Origin of the sequence: Comamonas serinivorans (assembly GCF_002158865.1) — a bacterium.
GTDB classification, from domain to species: Bacteria; Pseudomonadota; Gammaproteobacteria; order Burkholderiales; family Burkholderiaceae_C; genus Comamonas_E; species Comamonas_E serinivorans.
Map to the genome: position 1 here is coordinate 1957368 of NZ_CP021455.1, position 22334 is coordinate 1979701.

General features: G+C 69.1%; 14 protein-coding genes. 3 read left to right on the forward strand and 11 right to left on the reverse strand.

What is annotated here, in order from left to right; all coding sequences use genetic code 11:
- The first annotated feature begins 1 nt into the window (after window position 1).
- A complete protein-coding gene (locus tag CCO03_RS08280) occupies window positions 2-1009 on the forward strand; it encodes an asparaginase (protein WP_087279703.1) in 1008 nt (335 codons plus the stop codon).
- Window positions 1010-1203: 194 nt separating this feature from the next.
- Here the strand turns inward: CCO03_RS08280 and CCO03_RS08285 are convergent, their stop codons facing one another.
- Both CCO03_RS08285 and trhP read right to left on the reverse strand, forming a co-directional pair.
- Window positions 1204-1962, reverse strand: coding sequence for a zinc ribbon domain-containing protein (locus CCO03_RS08285; protein WP_087279707.1), 759 nt, complete (start codon window positions 1960-1962; stop codon window positions 1204-1206).
- A 147-nt stretch (window positions 1963-2109) separates the two neighbouring features.
- Entirely contained in the window at window positions 2110-3486 is a 1377-nt protein-coding gene (gene trhP / locus CCO03_RS08290; protein WP_087279710.1) for a prephenate-dependent tRNA uridine(34) hydroxylase TrhP, read from the reverse strand.
- A gap of 107 nt (window positions 3487-3593) precedes the next feature.
- Between trhP and CCO03_RS08295 the strand changes: the two genes are divergently transcribed.
- Both CCO03_RS08295 and uvrC read left to right on the forward strand, forming a co-directional pair.
- A complete protein-coding gene (locus tag CCO03_RS08295) occupies window positions 3594-6287 on the forward strand; it encodes a tetratricopeptide repeat protein (protein WP_087279713.1) in 2694 nt (897 codons plus the stop codon).
- Window positions 6288-6858: 571 nt separating this feature from the next.
- A complete protein-coding gene (gene uvrC, locus CCO03_RS08300) occupies window positions 6859-9168 on the forward strand; it encodes an excinuclease ABC subunit UvrC (protein ID WP_418236055.1) in 2310 nt (769 codons plus the stop codon).
- 69 nt (window positions 9169-9237) lie between these two features.
- On the opposite strand, the gene CCO03_RS08305 is transcribed toward uvrC, so the two are convergent.
- The 9 genes from CCO03_RS08305 to CCO03_RS08345 form a co-directional block, all read right to left on the reverse strand.
- Window positions 9238-10347 carry an Ig-like domain-containing protein gene (locus tag CCO03_RS08305; protein ID WP_087279720.1) on the reverse strand — a complete coding sequence of 370 codons (1110 nt, stop codon included), beginning with the start codon at window positions 10345-10347 and terminating at the stop codon, window positions 9238-9240.
- Window positions 10348-10479: 132 nt separating this feature from the next.
- Window positions 10480-11913: an aldehyde dehydrogenase family protein gene (locus CCO03_RS08310; RefSeq protein WP_087279723.1), complete on the reverse strand. Its 1434-nt coding sequence runs from the start codon at window positions 11911-11913 to the stop codon at window positions 10480-10482.
- Window positions 11914-12344: 431 nt separating this feature from the next.
- The gene (locus CCO03_RS08315; protein WP_087279726.1) at window positions 12345-13382 is read right to left on the reverse strand and encodes a Bug family tripartite tricarboxylate transporter substrate binding protein; all 1038 of its coding nucleotides are present in this window, start codon (window positions 13380-13382) and stop codon (window positions 12345-12347) included.
- Between the two features lie 193 nt (window positions 13383-13575).
- A complete protein-coding gene (locus CCO03_RS08320; RefSeq protein ID WP_087279729.1) occupies window positions 13576-14820 on the reverse strand; it encodes an acyl-CoA dehydrogenase family protein in 1245 nt (414 codons plus the stop codon).
- 105 nt (window positions 14821-14925) lie between these two features.
- Window positions 14926-16554 carry an AMP-binding protein gene (locus CCO03_RS08325; RefSeq protein WP_087279731.1) on the reverse strand — a complete coding sequence of 543 codons (1629 nt, stop codon included), beginning with the start codon at window positions 16552-16554 and terminating at the stop codon, window positions 14926-14928.
- Window positions 16555-16807: 253 nt separating this feature from the next.
- A complete protein-coding gene (locus CCO03_RS08330; protein WP_087279733.1) occupies window positions 16808-17821 on the reverse strand; it encodes a LysR family transcriptional regulator in 1014 nt (337 codons plus the stop codon).
- A gap of 361 nt (window positions 17822-18182) precedes the next feature.
- On the reverse strand, window positions 18183-19079 hold the full coding sequence (gene prmB, locus CCO03_RS08335) for a 50S ribosomal protein L3 N(5)-glutamine methyltransferase (protein WP_087279735.1): 897 nt from the start codon (window positions 19077-19079) through the stop codon (window positions 18183-18185).
- 91 nt (window positions 19080-19170) lie between these two features.
- Window positions 19171-20322: a succinyl-diaminopimelate desuccinylase gene (gene dapE / locus CCO03_RS08340; protein WP_087279738.1), complete on the reverse strand. Its 1152-nt coding sequence runs from the start codon at window positions 20320-20322 to the stop codon at window positions 19171-19173.
- Window positions 20323-21015: 693 nt separating this feature from the next.
- Window positions 21016-22299, reverse strand: coding sequence for a PilT/PilU family type 4a pilus ATPase (locus tag CCO03_RS08345; protein ID WP_087279741.1), 1284 nt, complete (start codon window positions 22297-22299; stop codon window positions 21016-21018).
- Window positions 22300-22334 lie beyond the last annotated feature (35 nt).

Here is a 22334-nt window from a genome sequence, read left to right on the forward strand (position 1 = left end):
GATGCAAGAGCCAGCAACAAAAATCGTGGTGTTGGGCACGGGTGGCACGATTGCCGGCCTGCAGACCGCCGGTCCACCGGGCACGTATCGGGCTGGCGCCTTGCCCTTGGCCCAGCTGTTGCCCGAAGGCGCCGACCTGGAGCGCGTCGATGTGGCGCACATCGACAGCAAGGACATGGACCTGGCGGTGTGGCGGCAGCTGACGGTGCAGGTGGCGCAGGCCCTGGGGCGTGATGAGGTGGCCGGCGTGGTCATCACGCATGGCAGCGACACCCTGGAGGACACGGCCTGGTTGCTACACAGCCTGTTCGCATCTTCGGGCAAGCCCGTGGTGTTGACCTGTGCGATGCGGCCCGCCGATCACCCCGCGCCCGACGGGCCGGGCAACTGGCGTGACGCGCTGGCCGTGGCGCGCGACGGCGGGGCGGGGCACCGCGGGGTGTTGGTGGTGTGCGCCGGGCAGGTGCACGGGGCCCGCGGGGTGCGCAAGCAGCATGGCTGGGCCGTGGACGCCTTTGGCTCAGGCCAGGCCGGCGCCTTGGGCGCCGTGAACAACGGCCAGGTGCATTGGTTTCGTGAGCCGATCCGGCCCGCGGTGGATTCTGGCTTGAACGAGGCTTCTGCTGTCGGTGAGTCGCTGTGGCGCACGCTGCTGTCGCCGCCGTGGCCTGAGCAGCTGCGCACGCAGGTCCACCAAGCGCTGCTGAGGCGGGACTGGCCCTGGGTGGCGGTGGTGCACAGCGCTGCCCTGGCCGATGCGCGCAGCCTGCGGGCGTTGGTCGACGCGGGTGTGCAAGGCCTGGTGGTTGCCGGCACCGGGTCTGGCACGGTGCATCGCGATTGGCTGCCGGTGCTGGCGAGCTTGCCTGAGTCCGTGCCCTGGGTGCTGTGCAGTGCCTGCGAGATGGCGGGCATGCCCTTGACCGAACAGGCCGGGTGGTCGGCCCTGGACCTGACGCCGCGCAAGGCGCGCATCAGCCTGGCCTTGATGCAGCTGGCCCTGGGCTGAGGCAGCGCCGGCCTCGATGGGGCCGGCCCGCCGCGTCCGGCGCCAAGCCCATGGCGTAGGTTGCTTGATCGAGGAATTGCGGCGGTTGGCCGTCGGTCGGGTCAGGTTGCTAGGAGTAGCGACTTGTCGCCGATTTCACATGATCGGCAATGGCTGGATACTGCTTTGGGTGATCAGCCGCCATCACTGCGCGATCAACCACCGCCGCTGCCGCGGCGCAGGGCATCCTGCTGCTCGCGCATGCGCCTGCACTGCGGGTGGCTGCTGTTCGCGGAACATTGGCTTTGCATGCAGGCGGCCCGCGCCAGAAACGCTTGTCCCTGGCAGGCTTGCTCGGGCGATGGTCTGGGTGGCGGAGCGGGCGTGGGGTCCGCAGCGGCAACAGGGGGGGGCGCTTCAGCCACGCGCGGTGCCGGTGGGGGCTCTGGGCGCTGCGGTTTGACCTCTTTGGGTTTGGCCTTGGGTTTGGGGGCGGGCGCAGGCTTGACCGGGGAAGGATGGCTGGCAGCGGCTGCGGCGACCGGTGCCGACGCGAGGGACGGTGGCGCCGTCGCCACGGGCACGTAGCTCGGAAACTCGGCCAATGCGGGCGCGGGCGGCGTGGCGGCTGCCTCCCGCACGCTCACCGCATCGGGCAGCGCCGCACTCGCCGTGGGCGTGTGGGGCTGGAAGCTGCCGGTCGCCTGCTGGGCCGAGGTCTGGCGTGCCGCGTCTTCGGTGAAATACCACCAGGCGCAACCCAGCGCCAACACGCCGACGACCAGGGCTGCGGATGCGGGCCGCAGCAGGCCGGTTCGGGGTGTGTGGACGTCGATGCGACGGCGGCGGCGACGCTTGCGGGCGGGCAGCAGCTCGCCCGTGTTCAGGTCGACCATCAGCTTGGCGCAGGAGCTGCAGAACTTGGCGTTGCCGCGGTTCTCTGCTGCGCAATGGGGGCAAACAATGCTGGACATGCTCAGCCCACGCTCCTGCTGTGCACCGTGCGACGGCTTGGGGAGGCGTGGGAGCCAGAATTATTCCGCAAAAATGTCTCACTGTGTAACCAGTGTGAAAGTTTGCGATGAGAGGCAGGTGGGTGCGCCGGGCGGCGCACCGCACGGTCACGGCGTGGGCTGCAGCAAGCGAGCAATCAAGGCCCCTTGAGTGGGGCCGGGGATGGGCAACCAGACGCGGTGCGGGTTGCCGGGGGCGACGTCCACCGACTGGCCGTCGGCGTTGTGCATCTCGGTGATGGTCAAGGTGCGGTTGCCGCTGGGGTGGATGACCTCGATGGTGTCGCCCACGGCAAAGCGGTTCTTGGCCTCGATCTCGACCCAGCCATCATCGCGCGCGCTGCGCACTTCGCCGACAAAGTGGCTGCGCTGCAGCACGCTGTGGCCGGTTTCGTAATTCTGGTAGTCGTTCGCGGGGCGCCGCTCCAGCAGGCCGCCGGTGTAGCCACGGTTGGCCAGTCCCTCGAGCTCGGTGATGAGGTTCGGGTTGAACGGCCTGCCGGCCACCGCGTCGTCGATGGCGCGGCGGTAAACCTGTGCCGTGCGCGCCACGTAGTACAGGCTCTTGGTGCGGCCCTCGATCTTGAGCGAATCGACGCCGATCTTCACCAGGCGCTCCACGTGCTCCACGGCACGCAGGTCCTTGGAGTTCATGATGTAGGTGCCGTGCTCGTCTTCCATGATGGGCATGTGCTCGCCGGGCCGGCCGATTTCCTCGATGAGGTAGACCTGGTCGGCCTGGGGGTGGCGCTCGCCATTGCCGCAGGTGCTGAACTGCGCATCGGCTTCCTCGCGGGCCTTGTCGAAGTTGAAGCCCTGTTCTAGCGAGGTGGCCAGTGCTTCGCCGGTGTTCGGGTCCACGGCCGCCTCGTGTGTCTTGTATTCCCAGCGGCAGGCGTTGGTGCAGGTGCCCTGATTGGGATCGCGGCGGTTGAAGTAGCCCGACAGCAGGCAGCGGCCCGAGTAGGCGATGCACAAGGCACCGTGCACGAAGACCTCGATCTCCATGTCGGGGCATTCCTGGCGGATCTTCTCGATCTCGTCCAGGCTCAGCTCGCGCGAGAGGATGATGCGCGAGACACCGGCCTTCTGCCAGAACTTCACCGTCGCCCAGTTGGTGGTGTTGGCCTGCACCGAGAGGTGGATCTCGGCCTCGGGCCACTTGTCCTTGACCATCATCATCAGGCCGGGGTCGGCCATGATGAAGGCATCGGGTTTGAGCGCCATCACGGGCTCAATGTCGCGGATGTAGGTGCGAACCTTGTCGTTGTGGGCGATCAGGTTGCTGGTGACGAAGAACTTCTTGCCGCGTGCGTGGGCTTCGGCAATGCCTTGAGCGATCTGCTCCAGGCGGAATTCGTTGTTGCGCGCGCGCAGGGAATAGCGGGGCTGGCCGGCATAGATGGCGTCGGCGCCAAAGTCGTAGGCGGCACGCATTTTGTCCAGCGAGCCCGCTGGCAGGAGCAATTCGGGGGCTTTGAGCATCCCGGTATTGTCGATGAAGCGCAATTTCTTGTCCTGAGCTCGCCCCGGGTGAGATACATCTGGCAACAAGAGATAACATCTGTGCATTCCTCTCAGGCCCGCTTGTCATGGATCCCATCTTTTCGAGACCCACCACCGCGTTCGTCTGCCATCCCAGTGCCCAGGCCATCGCCCACGAAATCGACCTGGCCATGGCGCATTGCGGGCTGCTGCCGGATGACGGGCCGGACGCTGCCGCCGAGGGGCCCGTGGTGGAGCTGCTGGCCGGCGCGGGGTTGTGGCACGTGTGGCGCATCAGCCCCGACGAGGGCCTGTGGCAGCTGCGCGATGGGGGCGGCGTGCCGTTGCTGCAACAGGTCTGCAAGCGGCTGTCGGTGCCAGGGTTTGCCACCGTGTTCGACGCCGAGGACGCGGGCAGCGAGGTGTTGCTGGAAATGGACGCGCAAGGCCAGTTGCGGGCCGCTGGCGCCTGGCGTGGGGCGGACCGTTTGGGCGAGGTGCCGCTGTCGCTGCCCATGCAGCCGTTTTCGAGTGGTTTGAAAAGCCTGTGGGCGCAGGCGCAAACCCAGGCCGCCGTGGACGGCCTGACGCTGACGCCGGTGCGCGCCTTCCTGCGCATGGCGTGGCAGCGCCTGGGGGGCTCGCCCCTGGCCGACGCCGGCAAAGGGCCGCGCCCGGTCAGCACGACCCGATACCGCGCGGCCGATGCAGCGGCGCTGCGCGATTTTCTGGCGCAGAAGCAAGGTGGCCGGACCGCGCCGGCTCAGGGCGCCGACAGCCCGGCCGAAGCGGGCGTGCCACCGCCCGATCACCTCGGGGTCGGCACGGCAGCGAGCCAGACGCGGTGGGAAGCCGGTCTCGCCGCGGCCCGCGCGCGCGTCGAATCGGCGCCCGATTCAGCCGCCGGCGTGGCTTCTGATGCGGCATCACCTCCACATGCGGCCGCCTCTGATTCAGCCCAGGTGGCATCCATGCCTGAACCCGAGTCGCCAGGCGTGGCAGCCGGCGCCCAGGCAGTTCCCGTGGCGCCGCCGGTTGCTGCCGCGCCGCGTTACGCGCAGGGCGAGACCATGGCGGTGGGCGATGCGGTGGCCCTCGATGGCGGCATGAGTGGCGGCCGCCTGCAGGCTTTGCAGGGCGAGGGCCGGGATTTTCGCGCCGTGCTGGACGTGGGTGGCGGCCGCGAGCAGGCCTTTGCCGGCGCCGATTTCGTGGCGCGGGCCACGCGCGTGGGCACCGACACCCAGTCCTACCATGCTGCAGACGGCCTGGTCGTGGACACCCTCAAGGCGCGTGCCGAGCAAGGCGACGCCAAGGCCATGCTGTACCTTGGCATCCGCCTGCTGCGCGGGGCCGGCATCGACCGGGATCCGCACAAGGCCTATGCCTGGCTGACCCAGGCCGCCGACCGCGAGGCGGTGCTGGCGCAGTACCTGGTCGGCATGATGAGCAAGAACCCCGCGCGCAGTGCCCGCTACTGGGAGCGGGCGGCCCAGCGTGGCCATGCGTCCTCGCAGTTCTGCCTGGCGCTGGCGCTGCTGCACGGCCAGGGCGTGGCGCAGGACACGGCACGGGGCACGCAATGGCTGTCGCGCGCTGCCCAGCAGGGCCATCTGGCGGCCATGTACAACCTGGGCCTGCTCAAAACCGGTTCGGACCGGGCCCTGATCGAGGACGTCGACGCGCGGCTGCCGCTGTTCGTGGCCAAGGCCGAAGGCGGTGACCACGTGGCCACTTGGTTGCTGGCCCAGGCGATTCAGGCTGGCGCGCCACTCGAGCTGGACCAGGTGGTGAGCTGGCTCAGCGACGCGGTGGCCGAAGGTTTCGAACCCGCCTATGAACACCTGGCCAGCCTGGCCGCCCAACCCGCAGTGAGCACGGCAGCGCGTGATCGGGCCAGCCTGCAGCTGGCCGAGCAGGCCGTGGTGGGCTCGCTGACGGCGCGCTTTGCGCTGGGCCAGCTGCTGGTGCACGGCGATGCCGACGCCCTGGGCGAAGGGCTGCGCCAGCTGCACGAGGTGGCCGGCAGCGGCAACGTCCGGGCGAGCGACGCCATCCGCCAGGTGCAGGTCGAGCTGTTGGCCAATGTGCAGGCCCTGCTGGCCGATGCGCGGGTGGCCGGCGCTGCGTCTGCGGATGACGTCGGCGCGGATCTGTCGCGCGAAGCCGTGCGCGAACGCGTCTGGCGTGCGGCCACGGGCTTGCAGGCCATCGCCGATGGCGGGGTGGTGGAGATGGGCCCCAACGCGCGCGTGCAGGTGCAGAACCTGTACCAGGCGGCCGCGGACCTGGGCAATGCCGACGCCACGCTGCAGCTCGCCGCCTTGCGCGCCGACCCACGCTGGGAACAGGCCTTGCTGCTCGACCACTTGGTGGCGCCTGGGCTCACGCAGACCGAGTCCCTGTTGCCCATTCACGATGACGATGAGGGTATGGAGCCCTTGTCGTTTTCTCATCATCGGGAATCGGTTGATACTCCTGATCAGGGTGAGGCTGAGGCGAAGTCGGCCTTCGACACGGACATGGGTGAGGCGCGCCAGCCTGAGGGGCCGCATGAGGACGGCGAGGCGCCGCCTGCACCGGTGGACACCCCGCTGCCGGCGCTCTCCGACAGCGCTGCCGATGAGGCTGCCGCCGACGCGACGGCGTCCACGCTGCAGGCCGAGCCGGCCAGCCAGACGGGTGAGCTTGGTGAAGCCGACCTGCCCGGTGTGGAGGTCACGCCTGCCGACGACGCAGCACCCGTCGCACCGGCGCCCGAGGTGCCGCCCAAGCGCAAACCCTGGTGGAAGTTCTGGTAACGCGTGGACGCCGGGCATCAGGGCGACGCAGCCGGTTGCGCTGCCTTGCGGACTGACCCGGTTGGGGCGACGGGACTTGGCGCGCACCTGCCTCAAACAGTCCGCCGCTGCCGTGTGGCTTCGTGAAGGCGTTTCTGGGGATGCGGCTCCGGAGACACCGTCGCTTGCAGGCCCGCCAAACCGCAGGCATTGACCTCTGCCGTGTCGACCCGCATGTGGGGACCCATTGCATTGCGCGGGCGTGTCCGCCAGGCCTGTGCCGTTCGGCTCGCTGAAGAGGACGTACGGAATGGATCGGCGGAACCGCTCGCGCTGAACGACACCTGCGCCTGCTTGCGGCCCTGGCCGCCGCCTGACCCCCGCGTCGTCTCCTTACACTCGCGTCATGCCCAAGAAGTCTGCTGCTCCCTCACCGGCTGTGTCCCCCGATTCGCTTCAGGCGCCCGGGCCGGACCTTGCGGGTCTGCGTGTGGGCGAGGGCACATCGGGTCAAGCGGGGTTGCCGGCCGGTTCCGCCTCAGAGGCCGCTCATGGCCCGTCGGAGGCGCCAGACCTGGAGACACCGGCGCAGGTGGCTGACCCGGCCGAGCCAGCTGCCGGACCGCACAGTGCCGAGCTGCTGGCCCAGGTTGCCGCCTTGCCGTCGCTGCCCGGCGTGTACCGCTACTTTGACGCGCAGGATGGCGTGCTCTACGTAGGCAAGGCGCGCAACCTCAAGCGCCGCGTCTCGAGCTACTTTCAAAAGAACCACGGCGGCACGCGCATCGGCCTCATGGTGGGCAAGATCGCGCGCATGGAGACCACGGTGGTGCGCTCCGAGGCCGAGGCGCTGCTGCTCGAAAACAACCTCATCAAGTCGCTCGCGCCCAAGTTCAACATCTTGTTCCGCGACGACAAGAGCTACCCCTACGTCAAGCTGACCGGGCGTGGCGGTCCGCCCCCGGCGCGCGCCGATGTGGGCGAGGTGCGCCCCGGCGACTGGCCGCGCATCGCCTATTACCGGGGCGCCGTGGACAAGCGCAACCGCTATTTTGGGCCGTATCCCAACGCCTGGGCCGTGAAGCAAAGCCTGCAGCTGCTGCAGAAGGTGTTCAAGCTGCGCAGCTGTGAAGACACGGTGTTCGCCAACCGCTCGCGCCCCTGCCTGCTCTACCAGATCAAGCGCTGCAGTGGCCCGTGCGTGCACCACATCAGCGCGGCCGCCTATGCGCAGGACGTGGCCAGTGCCGAGCAATTCCTGCGCGGCGAAACGCAGACGGTGATCCAGGGCCTGCAGACGCGCATGCTGGACCACGCCGAGCACCTGCGCTTTGAAGAAGCGGCCCAGGTGCGCAACCAGATCGAGGCCCTGTCCGCCGTGCTGCACCAGCAGGCCGTCGAGGCCGCGGACGACGTGGACGTCGACATCATCGCCGTCAAGGTGCAGGGCGGCCGGGCCTGCGTGAACTTGGCCATGGTGCGCGGTGGCCGCCACCTGGGCGACCGCGCCTATTTCCCCTCGCACGTGGAAGATGCCTATGTGTTGGCGCGCGAAGGCGAGGGGTTTGAGGATGAGGCGATTGATCTGCCATCAGTAGCGGCCGATACCCCGGTGAATGCCCCGGCCGGTGCGCAGTCTGCTGCGCCGGCATCCGCTGCGGGATCCGCGCCGCACGAGGCACCGGCTTCACCCGATGCGTCGGCCGTGTGCGGTGCACCTGCTCTGGCTGACTCGGCTGACGAGGCCGCGCCACCGCGCATCGCGCAAGACCCCAAGGGGGTCATGCCCCTTGAGGGCGGCTCGGTCCAACCCGGCGTGCCGACCGCGACAGCCAGCGCCGCAGCGGCAGCCAGTCCAGCGCCGGTGCCGGCCGACAGCGCGGCCCGCGAGCGCATCGTGCTGGATCCGGGGCGCGCGGCGCGTCAGGTGCTGCAGGCCTTCATCGCTCAGCACTACCTGCATGTGCCCGCGCCGCCGCAGCTCATCACCAGCGAGCCCGTGGACCGCGAGCTGTTGCGTGCCCTGTCGGCCGAGCTGGGCCTGAAGCTGCGCGCCGTGCACAACCCCCGCGAGCAGCGCCGCGTGTGGCTGGAGATGGCCGAGAAGAACGCGGCCCTGCAGCTGGCCCGCCTGCTGTCCGAAGAAGGCTCGCAGCAGGCGCGCACGCGCGCCCTGGCCGAGGCGCTGGACCTGCCCATGGACGAGCTCGACACGCTGCGCATCGAGTGTTTCGACATTTCGCACACGGCCGGCGAAGCCACGCAGGCCAGCTGCGTGGTGTTCCAGGCACACCGCATGCAGTCGAGCGAGTACCGCCGCTACAAGATCGACGACATCACGCCTGGTGACGACTACGCCGCCATGCGCCAGGTGCTGTTGCGCCGCTACGGCAAGGTGGCCGAAGGCCTGCGGGTGGCCAAGGAGGAAGGCAGCACGCCGGGCGCCGACCTGCGCCTGCCGGATCTGGTGCTGGTCGATGGCGGCAAAGGGCAGGTCAGCATGGCGCGCGAGGTGTTCGCGCACCTGGGCCTGGACCTCTCGCTCATCGTCGGCGTGGAAAAAGGCGAAGGCCGCAAGGTCGGCCTGGAAGAGCTGGTGTTTGCCGATGGGCGCGAGAAGGTCTACCTGGGCAAGGATTCGGCGGCCCTGATGCTGGTGGCGCAGATCCGCGACGAGGCGCACCGCTTCGCCATCACCGGCATGCGTGCCGCGCGCGCCAAGGTGCGCACCGGCGGCAGCCGTCTCGAAGACATCCCCGGCGTGGGGCCGCGCAAGCGGGCGGCGCTGCTGCAGCGCTTCGGCGGCGTGCGTGGGGTGGAGAACGCGAGCGTGGAAGACATCCTCAGCGTGCCCGGCATCTCGCACGACCTGGCGACGGCGATCTACCAAGCCCTGCATTGACGCCAAGGTGAACACAGACACGAAGCAGCGGATTGCCGGGCAAGGCCCGCCACGATTCGGTCAGGGCACTCAACGGCGCGTGGTGCGACGTGCGACCCAGCCCAGCAGACTGGCCAGCGCCAGCAAGCTGAGTGGGCTGTTCACGGGGACGGGCGTGGGGGCTGCGGCTGCGGTCACCGTGATGGTGACTTGAGCCACCTCGCAGCGGCGGGCCGGGCCGGTCACGGCCGTGCAGACCTCATAGGTAAACGTGTCGGTGCCCACAAAGGCAGGGTTGGGTCGGTAGACCACGCTGCCGGTGGCGTCCACGAGGACGGTGCCATTCGTCGGGGGGACCGTCACAGTGGGCATGTCCAATGCCATGCTGGGCTGAGATACCGTGTCGTTGCTGCGAACGTCGATGGTGATGGGCGTGTTGACAGGGGTGCTGCGGGTGTCGTTGACCGGCTGAGGCTCAGCGGGTGCCAGCGCCAGCATGTAGTCAATGGTGGAGTGACCCGAGCGTCCCAACTCGGTGGTGCGGATCTCACACACGTCGGTGGCCTTGATGATCAAGCCAGAGACGATGCCGTTGGTGGGGGCGTTGGCCGGGCTCTCCAATTGCCAGAAGGAGTCCACCGCGCCAGCAACGGGGGGCGTCTGCGTGGGGATGCTCGACGTGGAAATCTGAAGGAATTCCACAGACGCTGCCGCATCGAGCTGCGTGCCGTCGCAGCGGAAGAACCGATATTGGCTGGCATCCGTGGCGTCCAGATCATGACTGATCAGCGTGGTGCCAACGAGCATGGGAGCGAGAAACTTCACCGAATGCACACCACCACCGGCTTCCCAAACGTTGCCTGCGGCAGCGGTGGGCAGGCCGATGTTGGCAGGACGGGTCGCCGTGCTCGACATCAGGTTCAGGTTGGTGCCAGACCACCGCAACCAAGGATGCGAGCCACTTCCGACGTCCCCCAGCCAATCGAGCGTGAAAGGCATGCCCTGCAAGGTCGCGCTGACGGGCGTGCCTTTGGCGAAAGTCACCGCCGGGTCGTCAAATATGGCGACCTGCCACCCCGCAAAATAATTGGAGTCAGCGGTCACCACCTCCGCATGCGCGCCTGGGCTCCAGAGGGTGGCAAGCGCAAGGCACAGCGGCGTGAAGGCCTTGCCTGCAGATGACGACACAGTGAAACGCATCCCTACCCCTCAAGTTGAAGGATGCATTCTTGCATGCAAGTTTCAAATGCGTACGTGAATTTGCCACCCTTCCACAGTCCGAAGTGATGTGCGCGTGCGGTGGTGCCTCTCAATGTGTCTGAAGCGCATTTTCTAACCGTGGCGCAGGGCCACGGTCTTCAGCGTGGTGAAGCCATACAAGGCCTCGAAGCCCTTCTCGCGGCCGTGGCCCGAGGACTTCACGCCGCCGAACGGCAGCTCGACACCGCCGCCCGCCCCATAGTTGTTGACGAAGACCTGGCCGCAATGCAGCTGGCGCGCCAGGCGGAACTGGCGCGCGCCGTCCCGCGTCCAGACCCCGGCGACCAGGCCATAGGGCGTGCCATTGGCCAGCTGCAGGGCGTGGGCTTCGTCTTCGAACGGCGTGGCGCACAGCACCGGGCCAAACACCTCGTCCTGGGCAATGCGGTGCTCGGGCGGCACATCGGCCAGCAGCGTGGGGGCCTGGTAGAAGCCGGACTCGGGCGCGTCGTCCACGATCTGGCCCTGCGCAACCAGCGGGATGCCGGCGACCTGGGCGTCGGAGAGGAAATCCCACACGCGCTGCTGCTGGCTGGCGCGGATGAGGGGGCCGAGGTCCAGGTCCATGGCGGCGGGGCCGACGCGCAGGGCCTCGAAGGCCTCGGCCAGGCGCCCGATCAGGGGCTCGTAGATGCTGCGCTCGATGAGCACGCGCGAGCCGGCCGAGCAGGTCTGGCCGGCGTTCTGGGTGATGGCGTTCACGATCACGGGCACCGCGGCGTCGAGGTCGGCATCGGCGAACACCAGCTGCGGGCTTTTGCCGCCCAGCTCCAGCGTGACCGGGGCGTGGCGTTCGGCCGCTGCCTGCTGGATCAGCGTGCCCACGCGCGGGCTGCCGGTGAAGCTCACGTGGTCTATGCCAGGGTGGCGCGCGAGCGCGTCGCCCACCTCGTGGCCCAGGCCCGTCACCACGTTCAACACCCCGGGCGGAAAGCCGATCTGGGCGGCCATTTCGGCCACGCGCAGGATGGACAGGCAGGCGTCTTCGGCCGGCTTGACCACGCAGGTGTTGCCCGCAGCCAGGGCCGCACCCACGCTGCGGCCAAAGATCTGCATGGGGTAGTTCCAGGGCACGATGTGGCCGGTCACGCCGTGGGGCTCGCGCCAGGTCAGCACGCTGAATCCGTCCTGGTAGGGCAGCGTCTCGCCATGCAGCTTGTCGCAGGCGCCGGCATAGAACTCGAAGTAGCGCGCCAGCGCGCGCGCATCGGCCAGGGCCTGCCGGGTGGGCTTGCCGCAGTCCCGCTGCTCGAGGGCCGCGAGCTCGTCGGTGCGGGCGCTCACGGCCTGGGCCAGGGCCATCAGCAGCCGGCCGCGCTCGAAGGCGGGCGTGCGCTGCCAGACGGTGTCGTAGGCATGGCGCGCGGCGGCCACGGCCTGGTTCAGGTCGTCGGCGTTGCCACGCTGGATTTCGTCGAACACCTGGCCATCGGACGGGTCGATGACCGGCAGGGTCTGGCCAGAGAGGGACGGTTGCTGGCCGTTGGCGATGAAGTGGTGCTGCATGGGGCGGCAGGGGTGAGCCATGTGATGCGTGCAGTATGCCGCATCTGCCGTCTGGACCTGCTGAAGCCTGCCTGTATACCCGTGCTTGCGGGTCTGATGCGCCGACGCCGGGCGTGCCGCGCTTCCGGTGGGCTGGCGTGGGCTGCAGTCACGCCGATGCCACTTGCTGAGAACCCGAGCGCGGCACGCCAACCACCCGGATTCCGCTGCATGGCCGGGCTGTCGGGGCGAGCGCTGCGCGTGCTCAGCCGTGTGAAAGGCCCCCTGGTGTGCGATGGATGCAATTTGATGCAAAAGTAGCAAAAAATCAATCCTGCACATCCCGCAACCGCCGGTGTGCAGCCGTCCGTGGCGCGCCTTGGCGGCGCAGGTCGGCAGGCGTACGCTCAGAACGAGCGCGTGCCATGGCGGGACACTCGGGGGGACCCGCGTCAGATCGGCTCCAGCTTGACGCGCTTCATCATGGTTTCGGTGAAGGCGATCTCGCGCTGGAAGGACTGCGTGTAGTGCTCGCCGTCGCGTACATCGACCAGGCCGCCGTTGCGCTCCAGCGCGGTGACGAGGTCGGGTTTGCGCAGCACGGTCTCGAAGGTCTGGCGCAGGCGGGCGACGATCTCGGGCGGCGTGCCGGCCGGCACCGAGAGCCCGCCCCAGGACACCAGGTTCACGTTCGCCACGCCTTGCTCGGCCAGCGTGGGTACCTTGGGCAGGTGGGCGTTGCGTTGGGCGCTGGCCACGCCCAGCGCCAGCATCTTGCCGCTTTGCACAAAGGGGTAGGCCACCGAGAAAACGGGCGCGCCAAACGTGACCTGCTTGCCCATGATGGCGTTCACCAGCTCCGAGGCCCCTTTGTAGGGGATGTGGTTGGCCTGCAGGTTCAGGCTGGACAGCAGCAGCTCCACGCCCAGGTGCGACGGCGTGCCCACGCCGCCCGAGCCATAGGTGATGGACCCGGCCTTGGCGCGCGCCACCAGATCGGCCAGCGTGCGGATGCCCGACTCGGGCTGCACCACGATCAGGATGTCCGAGCGGGACATGCCCAGCACGTGCTGGAAGTCCTTGAACACGTCGAACCCCGGCTGCTTGTACACCCGCATGGCCGCCGCCATAGGCGAGCCCGAGTACAGCCAGGTGTAGCCATCGGCCGGGGCGCGGGCGACCAGGCGGGCCCCGATGTTGCCGCCCGCGCCGGGCCGGTTTTCGATCACCACGGGCTGGCCCAGCGCGGTGCCCACGGCTTCGGACAGGATGCGCGCCGACGAATCGGGGCCGGTGCCCGCCAGGTAGGGCACCACCCACTTGATGGGGCGGTTGGGCCAGGCGTCCGTCGGGCCCTGGGCCGCGGCGTGCAGCGCCGGCCAGGCGCCGGCACCGGTGGCCACGCCCAGGCGCAGCAGGTTGCGGCGCGACAGGTGCGCCGAGGCGAGTTCAGGGGGGTGGGCGACAAAAGCCTGGGACGAAGTGGACATGTGCAAAGTCTCCGGGTGGCGGCGCTGGAACGTTGGCCGCTTCGTGTAAAAGGGTATGGGTGAGGCGCAGTTTTCAAAATGAAAGACAGCAGCTGATACAGGGGTGGGGCGTGTGGCCACACCCTGGCGCGGCCCGCCTGTCGCGCGGGCATGGAACGCGGCGTGGCTTGGGCCGCCCAACCAACTCCGCGGCTCAGCCGGCCGGGGCCAGCAGCTCCTTGGCGATGGTGTTGCGCTGGATTTCGCTGGTGCCGGTCAGCACGCGGTACATGCGCAGCATGCGGAACAGGAACTCGACGCGCCGGCCCTGCACGATGCCTTCGCCACCATGCACCTGCACGGCCTGGTCGGCGATGCGGAACGCGGCTTCGGAGCAGAACAGCTTGCTCATCGAGGCCTGGGCGCGGGCGTCGATGCCCGCGTCCAGCGCGCGCGCTGTTTGCAGCATCAGCGAACGGGCGGCCTGCCAGTCGGTCGCCATGTCGGCCAGCATGTGCTGGATGGCCTGGAACTGCGCGATGCTGCGGCCGAACTGCTGGCGGCCGAGTGCGTAGTCGCGCGTGTCGCGCAACGCCACCTGCGCCAGGCCCAGCATGGCGGGGCAGTGCAGCAGCCGGTTCACCGTGATGCGGCCCAGGGCCAGGCCCAGGCCGCGGCCCGGCTCGCCGATCAGTTGCTCGGCCGTCACGCGCACGCCGTCCAGCGTGATGTCGCCGGTGTGGGATTGGCCGGCCATGGTCTTGTAGGTGCTGGTCACCGTCACGCCGGGGGCGTGCAGGTCGACGAAGAAGGCGCTGATTTCGCGCTGTGCGGCGTCCGCCTCGGCCGTGGAGGCGATCAGCACCGCCCAGTCGGCGAACGGCGAGCCCGAGATGAAGCGCTTTTGCCCCGTCAGCACCCAGCCGTCGCCGTCGCGCACGGCGCGCGTCTGCACGGCGCCCGCGTCCGAGCCGGCGCCGGCCTCGGTCATGGCAAAGCAGATGGCCTGCTCGGCGCGTGCCACTGGCTCGATCACGTGCGCCATCTGCCACGGCGTGGCCTGGCGCACCAGCGAGCCGATGCGCGGCGGGCCACTCAGCTCGCCCAGCACGTGCGGTGCAAAGGGCGAGCCGCTGGCGTAGATCGCCTCTTTGATGAGCACCTGGTCGAGCACCGACAGCGCCTCGCCGCCCATGGCCTTGGGCAGGGTCATGCCGTAGAAGCCCAGCTCGCGCGAGCGTTGCCACACCTGCTTGAGCAGTGCCTTGCTGGGGCTGTTGTCGTGGCCGATGCGGTGCTCGCGGGCCAACTCGGCCAGCTCGCCGTGCAGGAAGGTGTGGAGGGCGGCGATCAGCTCGGCTGCGCGCGGCGAGCCCTCAAACGGCATCTGCAGCAGCGGCGCGGCGGGCTGGGCCTGGTCAGCGGTGGCCAACGAGGCCGAAGAGTCTTTGGCGTTCATGGGGCGTCCTTGTGAGGGTGGAGTGGAGTATTACCCGCTGCCAATGGAATGGCAGACGAGTTGTCCCAATACTGGGTGGTGAGGAAATGAGGTCCGTATCAGGTGTCAGTTGACCTTGCGGCTGAGGCTGGCCCAGTAGGGCGCCTGCACCGACTTGCGCATGACCTTGCCATTGGGGTTCTTGGGCAGGGCCTCCACGAACTCGATGTGGCGCGGGCGCTTGAAGCCGCCCAGGCGCTCGGCGCAGAAGCGGTCCAGCGCCTCCAGGTCGGGCGCCTGGCCGGGCTTGAGCACGATGTGCGCGGCCACGGCCTCGCCCCATTTGTCGTCGGGGATGGCGAACACGCAGGCATCGGCCACGCTGGTGTGCTCGTACAGCACGGCCTCGACCTCAGACGGGTAGACGTTGAAACCGCCCGAGATCACCATGTCTTTTTTGCGGTCGACGATGTAGACGAAGCCCTCGTCGTCCATGCGCGCCAGGTCGCCCGTGTGGTAGCGGCCGTTCTTCAGCACCTCGGCCGTCAGCTCGGGGGCGCGCCAGTATCCGGCGAACACGTCTGCGCCACCAACGACGATTTCACCAATTTCCCCTTGAGCCACCGGGTTGCCGGCATCGTCCACGATGTCCACGCGCGATTCGAGGAAGGGGCGGCCGCACGAGGCCAGGCGCTCGGGCATCGCGCTGCGGGCAAACAGGTGGTCCTGCACGGTCAGCGCGCACACGCCCGAAGTGGTTTCGCCAGCGCCATAGCCCTGGCTCAGGATGGGACCGAAACGGTCCATGGCCTGCAGGATGCGGGCGGGCGCCATGGGGGCGGCGCCGTAGCCCAGGCGCAGCAGGTCGGGCAGCGGGCGGTACTGGTTCTGGGTTTCGGCCAGCAGCATGCCCACCATGGTGGGCACCATGAAGGTGTGCGTGACGCGCAAGGCCTTCATGTCGGCCAGGAAGCGCGCGGGCTCGAAACCCGAGAACAGGTGGATGGTGGCGCCCTGGCACAGCGTGGGCACCATCTGCATGCCCGAGGCGTGGGTGACCGGCCCGACCAGGCCCAGCACGTGGCCGGGCAACATGGCCTCGCCGCGCATCAGGAACTTGCGCAACTGCGCCAGGCGGTTGCCGAAGGTCTGCATGGCGGCCTTGAGCACGCCGGAGGAGCCCGAGGTGTAGTGCAGCACGGCGACCTCGTGCTCGCGCACGGCCACGGGCGTGAAGGCGTCGCTGGCGCGCGCCAGCAGGCCTTCGTAGTCGGTGTCGCCCGTGCCGTCGACGCGCACCAGCGGCAGCGCCGGGTTGGGCAGGTGGGCGCGGATCTGCTCGGCGCGCTGGCCCGTGGTGATGATGAGGGCGGCGTCGCTGTTGGCGGTGATGTCGCCCACCTCGCGCGGGGACAGGCGGGCGTTGAACGGCGCCTTGATCAGCCCGGCCTTGTAGCAGGCCAGCTCGATCTCGACGATCTCGACGCAATTCGCCAGGTAGATGCCCACGCGGTCGCCGCGGCGCAGGCCCAGGGCCAACAGGGCGTTGGCCAGGCGGTTCGAGCGCCGCTCCAGCTCGCCATAGGTGACGGCGCGCGTGGCGCTGGTGACGGCCCATTGCCGCGCGTGCAGGCGGCAGCTGCGGGCCACCAGTTCGCCCACGTTGGCCACCGGCTGGCCCAGCGCCAGGCCGTGGGCGGTGTCCGGCGCGGAGACGGCGGGGTGGGGGGCGAGGGCAGAAGCGCTGGTGGGCATGGGAACAATCCTTGAACGCGCTGTGCACCATGCACAGCCTGTGGGTGGACTGTTCCAGAGATGAGGCGGTCAGAGGAAATACCGTTTGTTGATCTGAGGTCATCACTGAAAGTGATGTCTGGCCGACGATGAGGTCACCGTGCAGTGACCCCCTCGCGCAAGCCTGCCGATGGCGCCGGCCCGTTCGCTCTGCTTGGCGTTCGGCGTCTGGCCAGCGTCCATCGCGGGGCATGCCGCCGCGAGAGCGCTCGCGCTACAGCGGCGTGGCGCGCCAGATGCCTTGCCGCATCAGGTCCTGTGCATGGTCGGCCAGCGCCTGGGCCACGGCTTGGGTGGCGGCGTCCTGCGCGCGCCTGGCCTGCACCGCCAGGGTGTACTGGCGCCGCAGCACGGGGGCGACGACCTGGGCCACCAGCCAGCGGCCTGGACCTGAGCCTTGGCGCTGCCGCGCCTGCGGTTCGGCATCGGCCAGTTGCGGCCACAGCCAGGGCGGCACGTCGGTGAGCGAGCAGGCGGGCGTGAAGGTGAAACCGGCGCCGCACTGGTACAGCGAGCGGATCACGCGCGCGGAGTCGTGTTCGTGCACGATGTTCAGCCGCAGGCCCTGGGCCTCGGCGGCGGCTTCGACGGCCTGCCGGATGGCGTAGCGGCGCGGCTGCAGCACCAGCGGCAGGCCGGCCGCGTCGGCAAACGCCATGGCGGGCAGGCTGCTGCCGGCCTGGGGCTGCAGCAGGGGCGCCACGCGGCCATCGTGGTCTTGGCCGCAGATGTACATGGCCTCTTCGGCCAGCGGCGTGCAGACCAGGTCGCCCGGCGACGGGGCATCGACGAGGATGGCCAGGTCGGCGCGGCCGTCGAGCATGGCTTTGTGCACCGTGAGGCTGAGGCCGTCGATGACGAAGACGCGCACGCGCGGGTGCTGGTCGCGCAGCCGGGCGATCACCGGGCCCAGCAGCAGCGTGGTGAGCAGAAAGGGCACGGCCACGGTGACCGAACCCTCGGGACCCTGGGGCACGTGCTTGATGCGTTCGCGCATGGCGTCGGCATCGGACAGCAGGCGGCGCGCGTCCTCGTAGAGCTGGCTGCCCGCTGGCGTGGGCGTGACGCCCGCGTGGCTGCGCTCCAGCAGTTGCGCACCCAGCTCGCCTTCGAGCTTCTTGATCTGCGCGGTGAGCGCGGGCTGCGCCACGTACAGCGAGTGCGCGGCGCGCGACAGGCTGCCGGCTTCGACGACGGCGATGAAGTAGCGCAGCGCTCGCAGGTCCATGGGGGTGGCTCAACAGGTGTATGGAGGTGTTGGCGATGATGTCACATCGGACCGGCAGGGGTACTGATGGGCTCGGCTCGGATCGCCGAAACGACAGGCAATGCAAGGTGTCGCCGTGCGAATGGGCAGCGGGTCGTGTGGGTCGCCGCCCCTGGGTTGAGTTGGACCGTGCCCCCGCCGCGTAGGCGGCGTGGGTGGCGCAGGCGGCGGTTTCATGCGCCCCAGGGCTGCAGTCATGGGTGACGCGAGACCAACCTGGGGGCCGTCGCCTGCCATGCGGCTGCGGTGGCAAGCCGCGCTGGTGCATGCGACACCACCCGAAACCTGCGCACCTTGGCGCCCGCGCATGCCGCCAGCGGCGTCAGCCTGGCGCGTTTACCAGGTCCTCGCGTGTCAGCAGCAGCACCTGGTCTTCGCCGGCGCTGGTGTCCAGCCACACCGGGGCCAGGTGGGGAAAGGCGGCCTCGAAGTGCGAGCGCTCGTGGCCGATCTCGAGCACCAGCACCCCGCGCGGTGCCAGCCGGCCGGGCAACTCGCGCAGCAGCGCGCGCACGAAGTCCATGCCATCGGTGCTGCCGGCGGTGTTGCCGTCCAGGGCCAGGGCGGGTTCGGCGCGGAACTCGGCCGGCAGCGCCGCCATGCTGGCGGCGTTGACGTAGGGCGGGTTGCACAGCACGAGGTCAAACGGGCCGGGCAGGGCGGCCAAGCCGTCGGATTCGACCAGGGCGATGCGCGCATCCAGGTGATGCTGGCCGACGTTGATGCGCGCCACCTGCAGCGCATCGGGCGAGATGTCGGCGCCGGTGACCTGGGTGTCGGGGTAGGTGAGGGCGGCGATCACGGCCAGGCTGCCGTTGCCGGTGCACAGGTCCAGCACCCGCTGCGTGTGCTCACCCAGCCAGGGGTCGATGCTGCCATCGACCAGCAGCTCGGCGATGAAGCTGCGCGGGATGATGACGCGCTCGTCGACATAGAACGGCAGGCCCTGCAGCCAGGCCTGGCGTGTGAGGTAGGCCGCAGGCTGGCGCGTGGCGATGCGCTGCTCGATCAGGGCGCCGATGTCGCGCAGCTGCTCGGGCGTGAGCACGCGGCCGCCATCGGCACCGTCGGGGCCGAGGTCGGTGTCCAGCGGCAAGCCCAGGCGCCACAGCACCAGCCACGCGGCTTCGTCGAAGGCGCCCAGCGTGCCCTGGCCAAAGGCCACGCCAGCGTGGTCCAGGCGCCGCGCCTGCGCGGTGATGGCGTCGATCAAGGTCATGAGAAGAAGGCGCGAAAGAAAGAGAAGGGGTATGTGGCCATGGCCGATGGTTTGTCATCGGCCATGGCGGCATACTGTTGTGGAGTGGCGTTCAGCCGGCCAGCAGGTCCAGCGTGCGCTGGTAGATGGCCGTCAGCGGTTCGATGTCGGCCAGCGCGATGTGTTCGTCGATCTTGTGGATGCTGGCGTTGCAGGGCCCCAGCTCGAGCACCTGCGGGCACCAGGTGGCGATGAAGCGGCCATCGCTGGTGCCGCCGGTGGTCGACAGCTCGGTCGTCACGCCAGTTTCCGCGAGGATGGCGGCCTGCACGGCGTTCACCAGCGTGCCGGGCTCGGTCAGGAACGGGCGGCCGCCGATGGTCCAGTGCAGCTCGTAGTCCAGGCCATGCTGGTCGAGCACGGCCTGCAGGCGCTGCTGCAGGCTTTCGGGCGTGGATTCGGTGCAGAAGCGGAAGTTGAAGTCGACCACGCACTGGCCGGGGATCACGTTGCTGGCGCCGGTGCCGGCGTGGATGTTGCTCACCTGCCAGCTGGTGGGCGGGAAAAAGGCGTTGCCCCGGTCCCATTCGATGGCGACCAGGTCGGCCAACGCGGGTGCCAGCAGGTGGATGGGGTTTTGGGCCAGGTGCGGGTAGGCGATGTGGCCTTGCACACCCTTGACGACCAGGCGGCCGCTCATGGTGCCGCGGCGGCCGTTCTTGATCATGTCGCCCACGCGGTCCACCGACGTGGGTTCCCCCACGATGCAGTAGTCGGCCACTTCGCCCCGCGCACGCAGGTGCTCGACCACCACGGTGGTGCCGTCGACGGCCGGACCTTCCTCGTCGCTGGTCAGCAACAAGGCCAGGCCCAGCGGCGTGTCGGGCCGCGCGGCCAGGTGCTGCGCCATGGCCACGACCATGGCGGCGATGGAGGTCTTCATGTCGGCCGCGCCACGGCCGTAGAGCTTGCCGTCGCGCACCGTGGGCGTGAACGGGTCCGAGGTCCATTCCGTCAGCGGGCCCGTGGGCACCACGTCGGTGTGGCCGGCGAACACCAGCGTGGCGTGCGGGCCGCCGTGGGCCGGGGTCCGCTTGGCCCAGAGGTTGGAGACCACCTGGCCCTCGGGGCCTGAATCGATGCGTTCGCAGACAAAGCCCAGCGGCGCCAGGTGCGCGACGATGAGGTCCAGGCATCCGGCATCCGTCGGCGTGACGGATGGGCGGGCGATCAGCTGTTCGGTCAGGGTCTGGGTGGGGGACATGGGCGGGCGGGTAGGGAGGTCTAGAGGCCAGGCGAGGCCTCGAGCCCCCGATTGTCGTTCACGCGGGCCCGCCGGGTTGCCGCGTGCGCCGCCTGCACCTGGCGTGGCTGGCTCGAACGTCCCGGCGATCAGGGCTGTGATCGCCGGGTCGGCCTGGCGGCGCGCTTGCGACATGGGACCCGGCCACGCGTCCGCGCCACGCATCCATTGCACCAGCCCCCTGGTGCGGGGGTAGAGCTGCGCCTGCCTGACGGCGCGGCGCGCGGCGCTGGTGCCGCGCCACCTGTCGTTTCGGACGTGGGGGCCAGAGCGGGGGCGAAGGCAGCCTGGCTGTTGGGGAGCGCACCACGTGCATGCAAGATCCGCGGCTCGCGCTTCCCGGCGTAAGCGGGCATCACGTGAGGATTGGGCTGGCAGTATGCGGGTGTTGCCGTTTCAAAGTAAACGCATGGCGATGGATACTGCGATGGCTGCCGGTGTACCTTGGCCTGAGCGATGTCACCGGCCTCGCCGTGCCGGCACCACCGGGGCTGGGCGCGCCGATGGACGTTGCGCGAATGCGCCGGTCGGGTGACCCGTGACCATGCGCCTGTTCGATCACCGGATGGCCGGGGCCACAATGGCCCAGGGGGCGCCCGCTGGATGCCTCGCGGCGTCGGATCCCTCGTGGGCGGGCGTCGCGGCCTCAGGCTGTCACTGGCCGCCGATGCGGGAGTCGCCCACGCCGCCCATGGCGCTGGGGCTGAACTGCGAGCTGGAAAAGCGCATGCGCGAATCCTCGAAAGGCGCTTGCGTGTTGGGGAAGCGGCTGTGCTGAAAGCCCGAGGGGCGCACCTCCAGCGTGATGTCGGTGAACGAGGGCTCGTCGCTGTGTTCGGCCTCTTCCTCGGCCTGGGACTTCTTGGTGAAGTCGTTCTGCAGGCGCCACATCAGGTTGGTGGGCGAGTCGGCGTAGGCGAGCGCGTCCTTGCGGTCCACGATGCCCTCGTGGATGAGGCGGGCCAGGTCGGCCTCGAAGCTCTGCGAGCCCTCGGCCATGGAGTTGTCCATGGCTTCTTTGACGCCGGCGAAGTCGCCGCGCTCGATCTGTTCGGACACCAGCTTGGTGTTGAGCATGACCTCGACGGCGGGCACGCGACCGCCCTGCAGGCTGTGCAGCAGGCGTTGTGACACCACGGCCTTGAGCGCAGCGGCCATGTCACCCAGCAGCGTGGGCCGCACTTCGACCGGGTAGAAGCTCAGGATGCGGTTGAGCGCGTGGTAGGAGTTGTTGGCGTGCAGCGTGGCCAGGCACAGGTGGCCCGATTGGGCATAGGCGATGGCGGCCGACATGGTTTCGCGGTCGCGGATTTCGCCGATCATGATGACGTCAGGCGCCTGGCGCAGGGCGTTCTTCAGGCCCACGTGCAGGTTGCTCGTGTCCGAGCCGACTTCGCGCTGGTTCACGATGGATTTCTTGTTCGTGAACACGAATTCGATGGGGTCCTCGATGGTGAGGATGTGGCCGGGCACCAGCTGGTTGCGGTGGTCCAGCATGGCGGCCAGCGAGGTGGACTTGCCGGTGCCGGTGGCGCCCACGAACAGGATCAGACCGCGCTTTTCCAGCACCAGGCGCTTGAGCACGGCGGGCAGGGCCAGGTCTTCGATGGACGGGATGTCGGCGTTGATGAACCGGATCACGGCCGCATAGGTGCCGCGCTGGCGCAGCGCGGACAGGCGGAAGTTGCCGACGCCGTGCATGGGGATGGCCATGTTGAGCTCGCCGGTTTCCTTGAGCTCTTCCATGCGGTTGGGCGGGACCACGTCGGCCAGCAGGTTGAGCACGGCCTCGGGCGGCAGCGGCTGCGGGTTGATGGGCACACAATCGCCGTTGATCTTGATGGTGGCGGGGGCGTAGGCCGACAGGTAAACGTCGGACGCGCGCTTTTCCGCCATCAACAGCAGGATGCGTTCCATCATCGTGCGGGCAGTGCTCATGGTGTGGTCCTTGGTGGGGCACCCGGCCGCGGGCC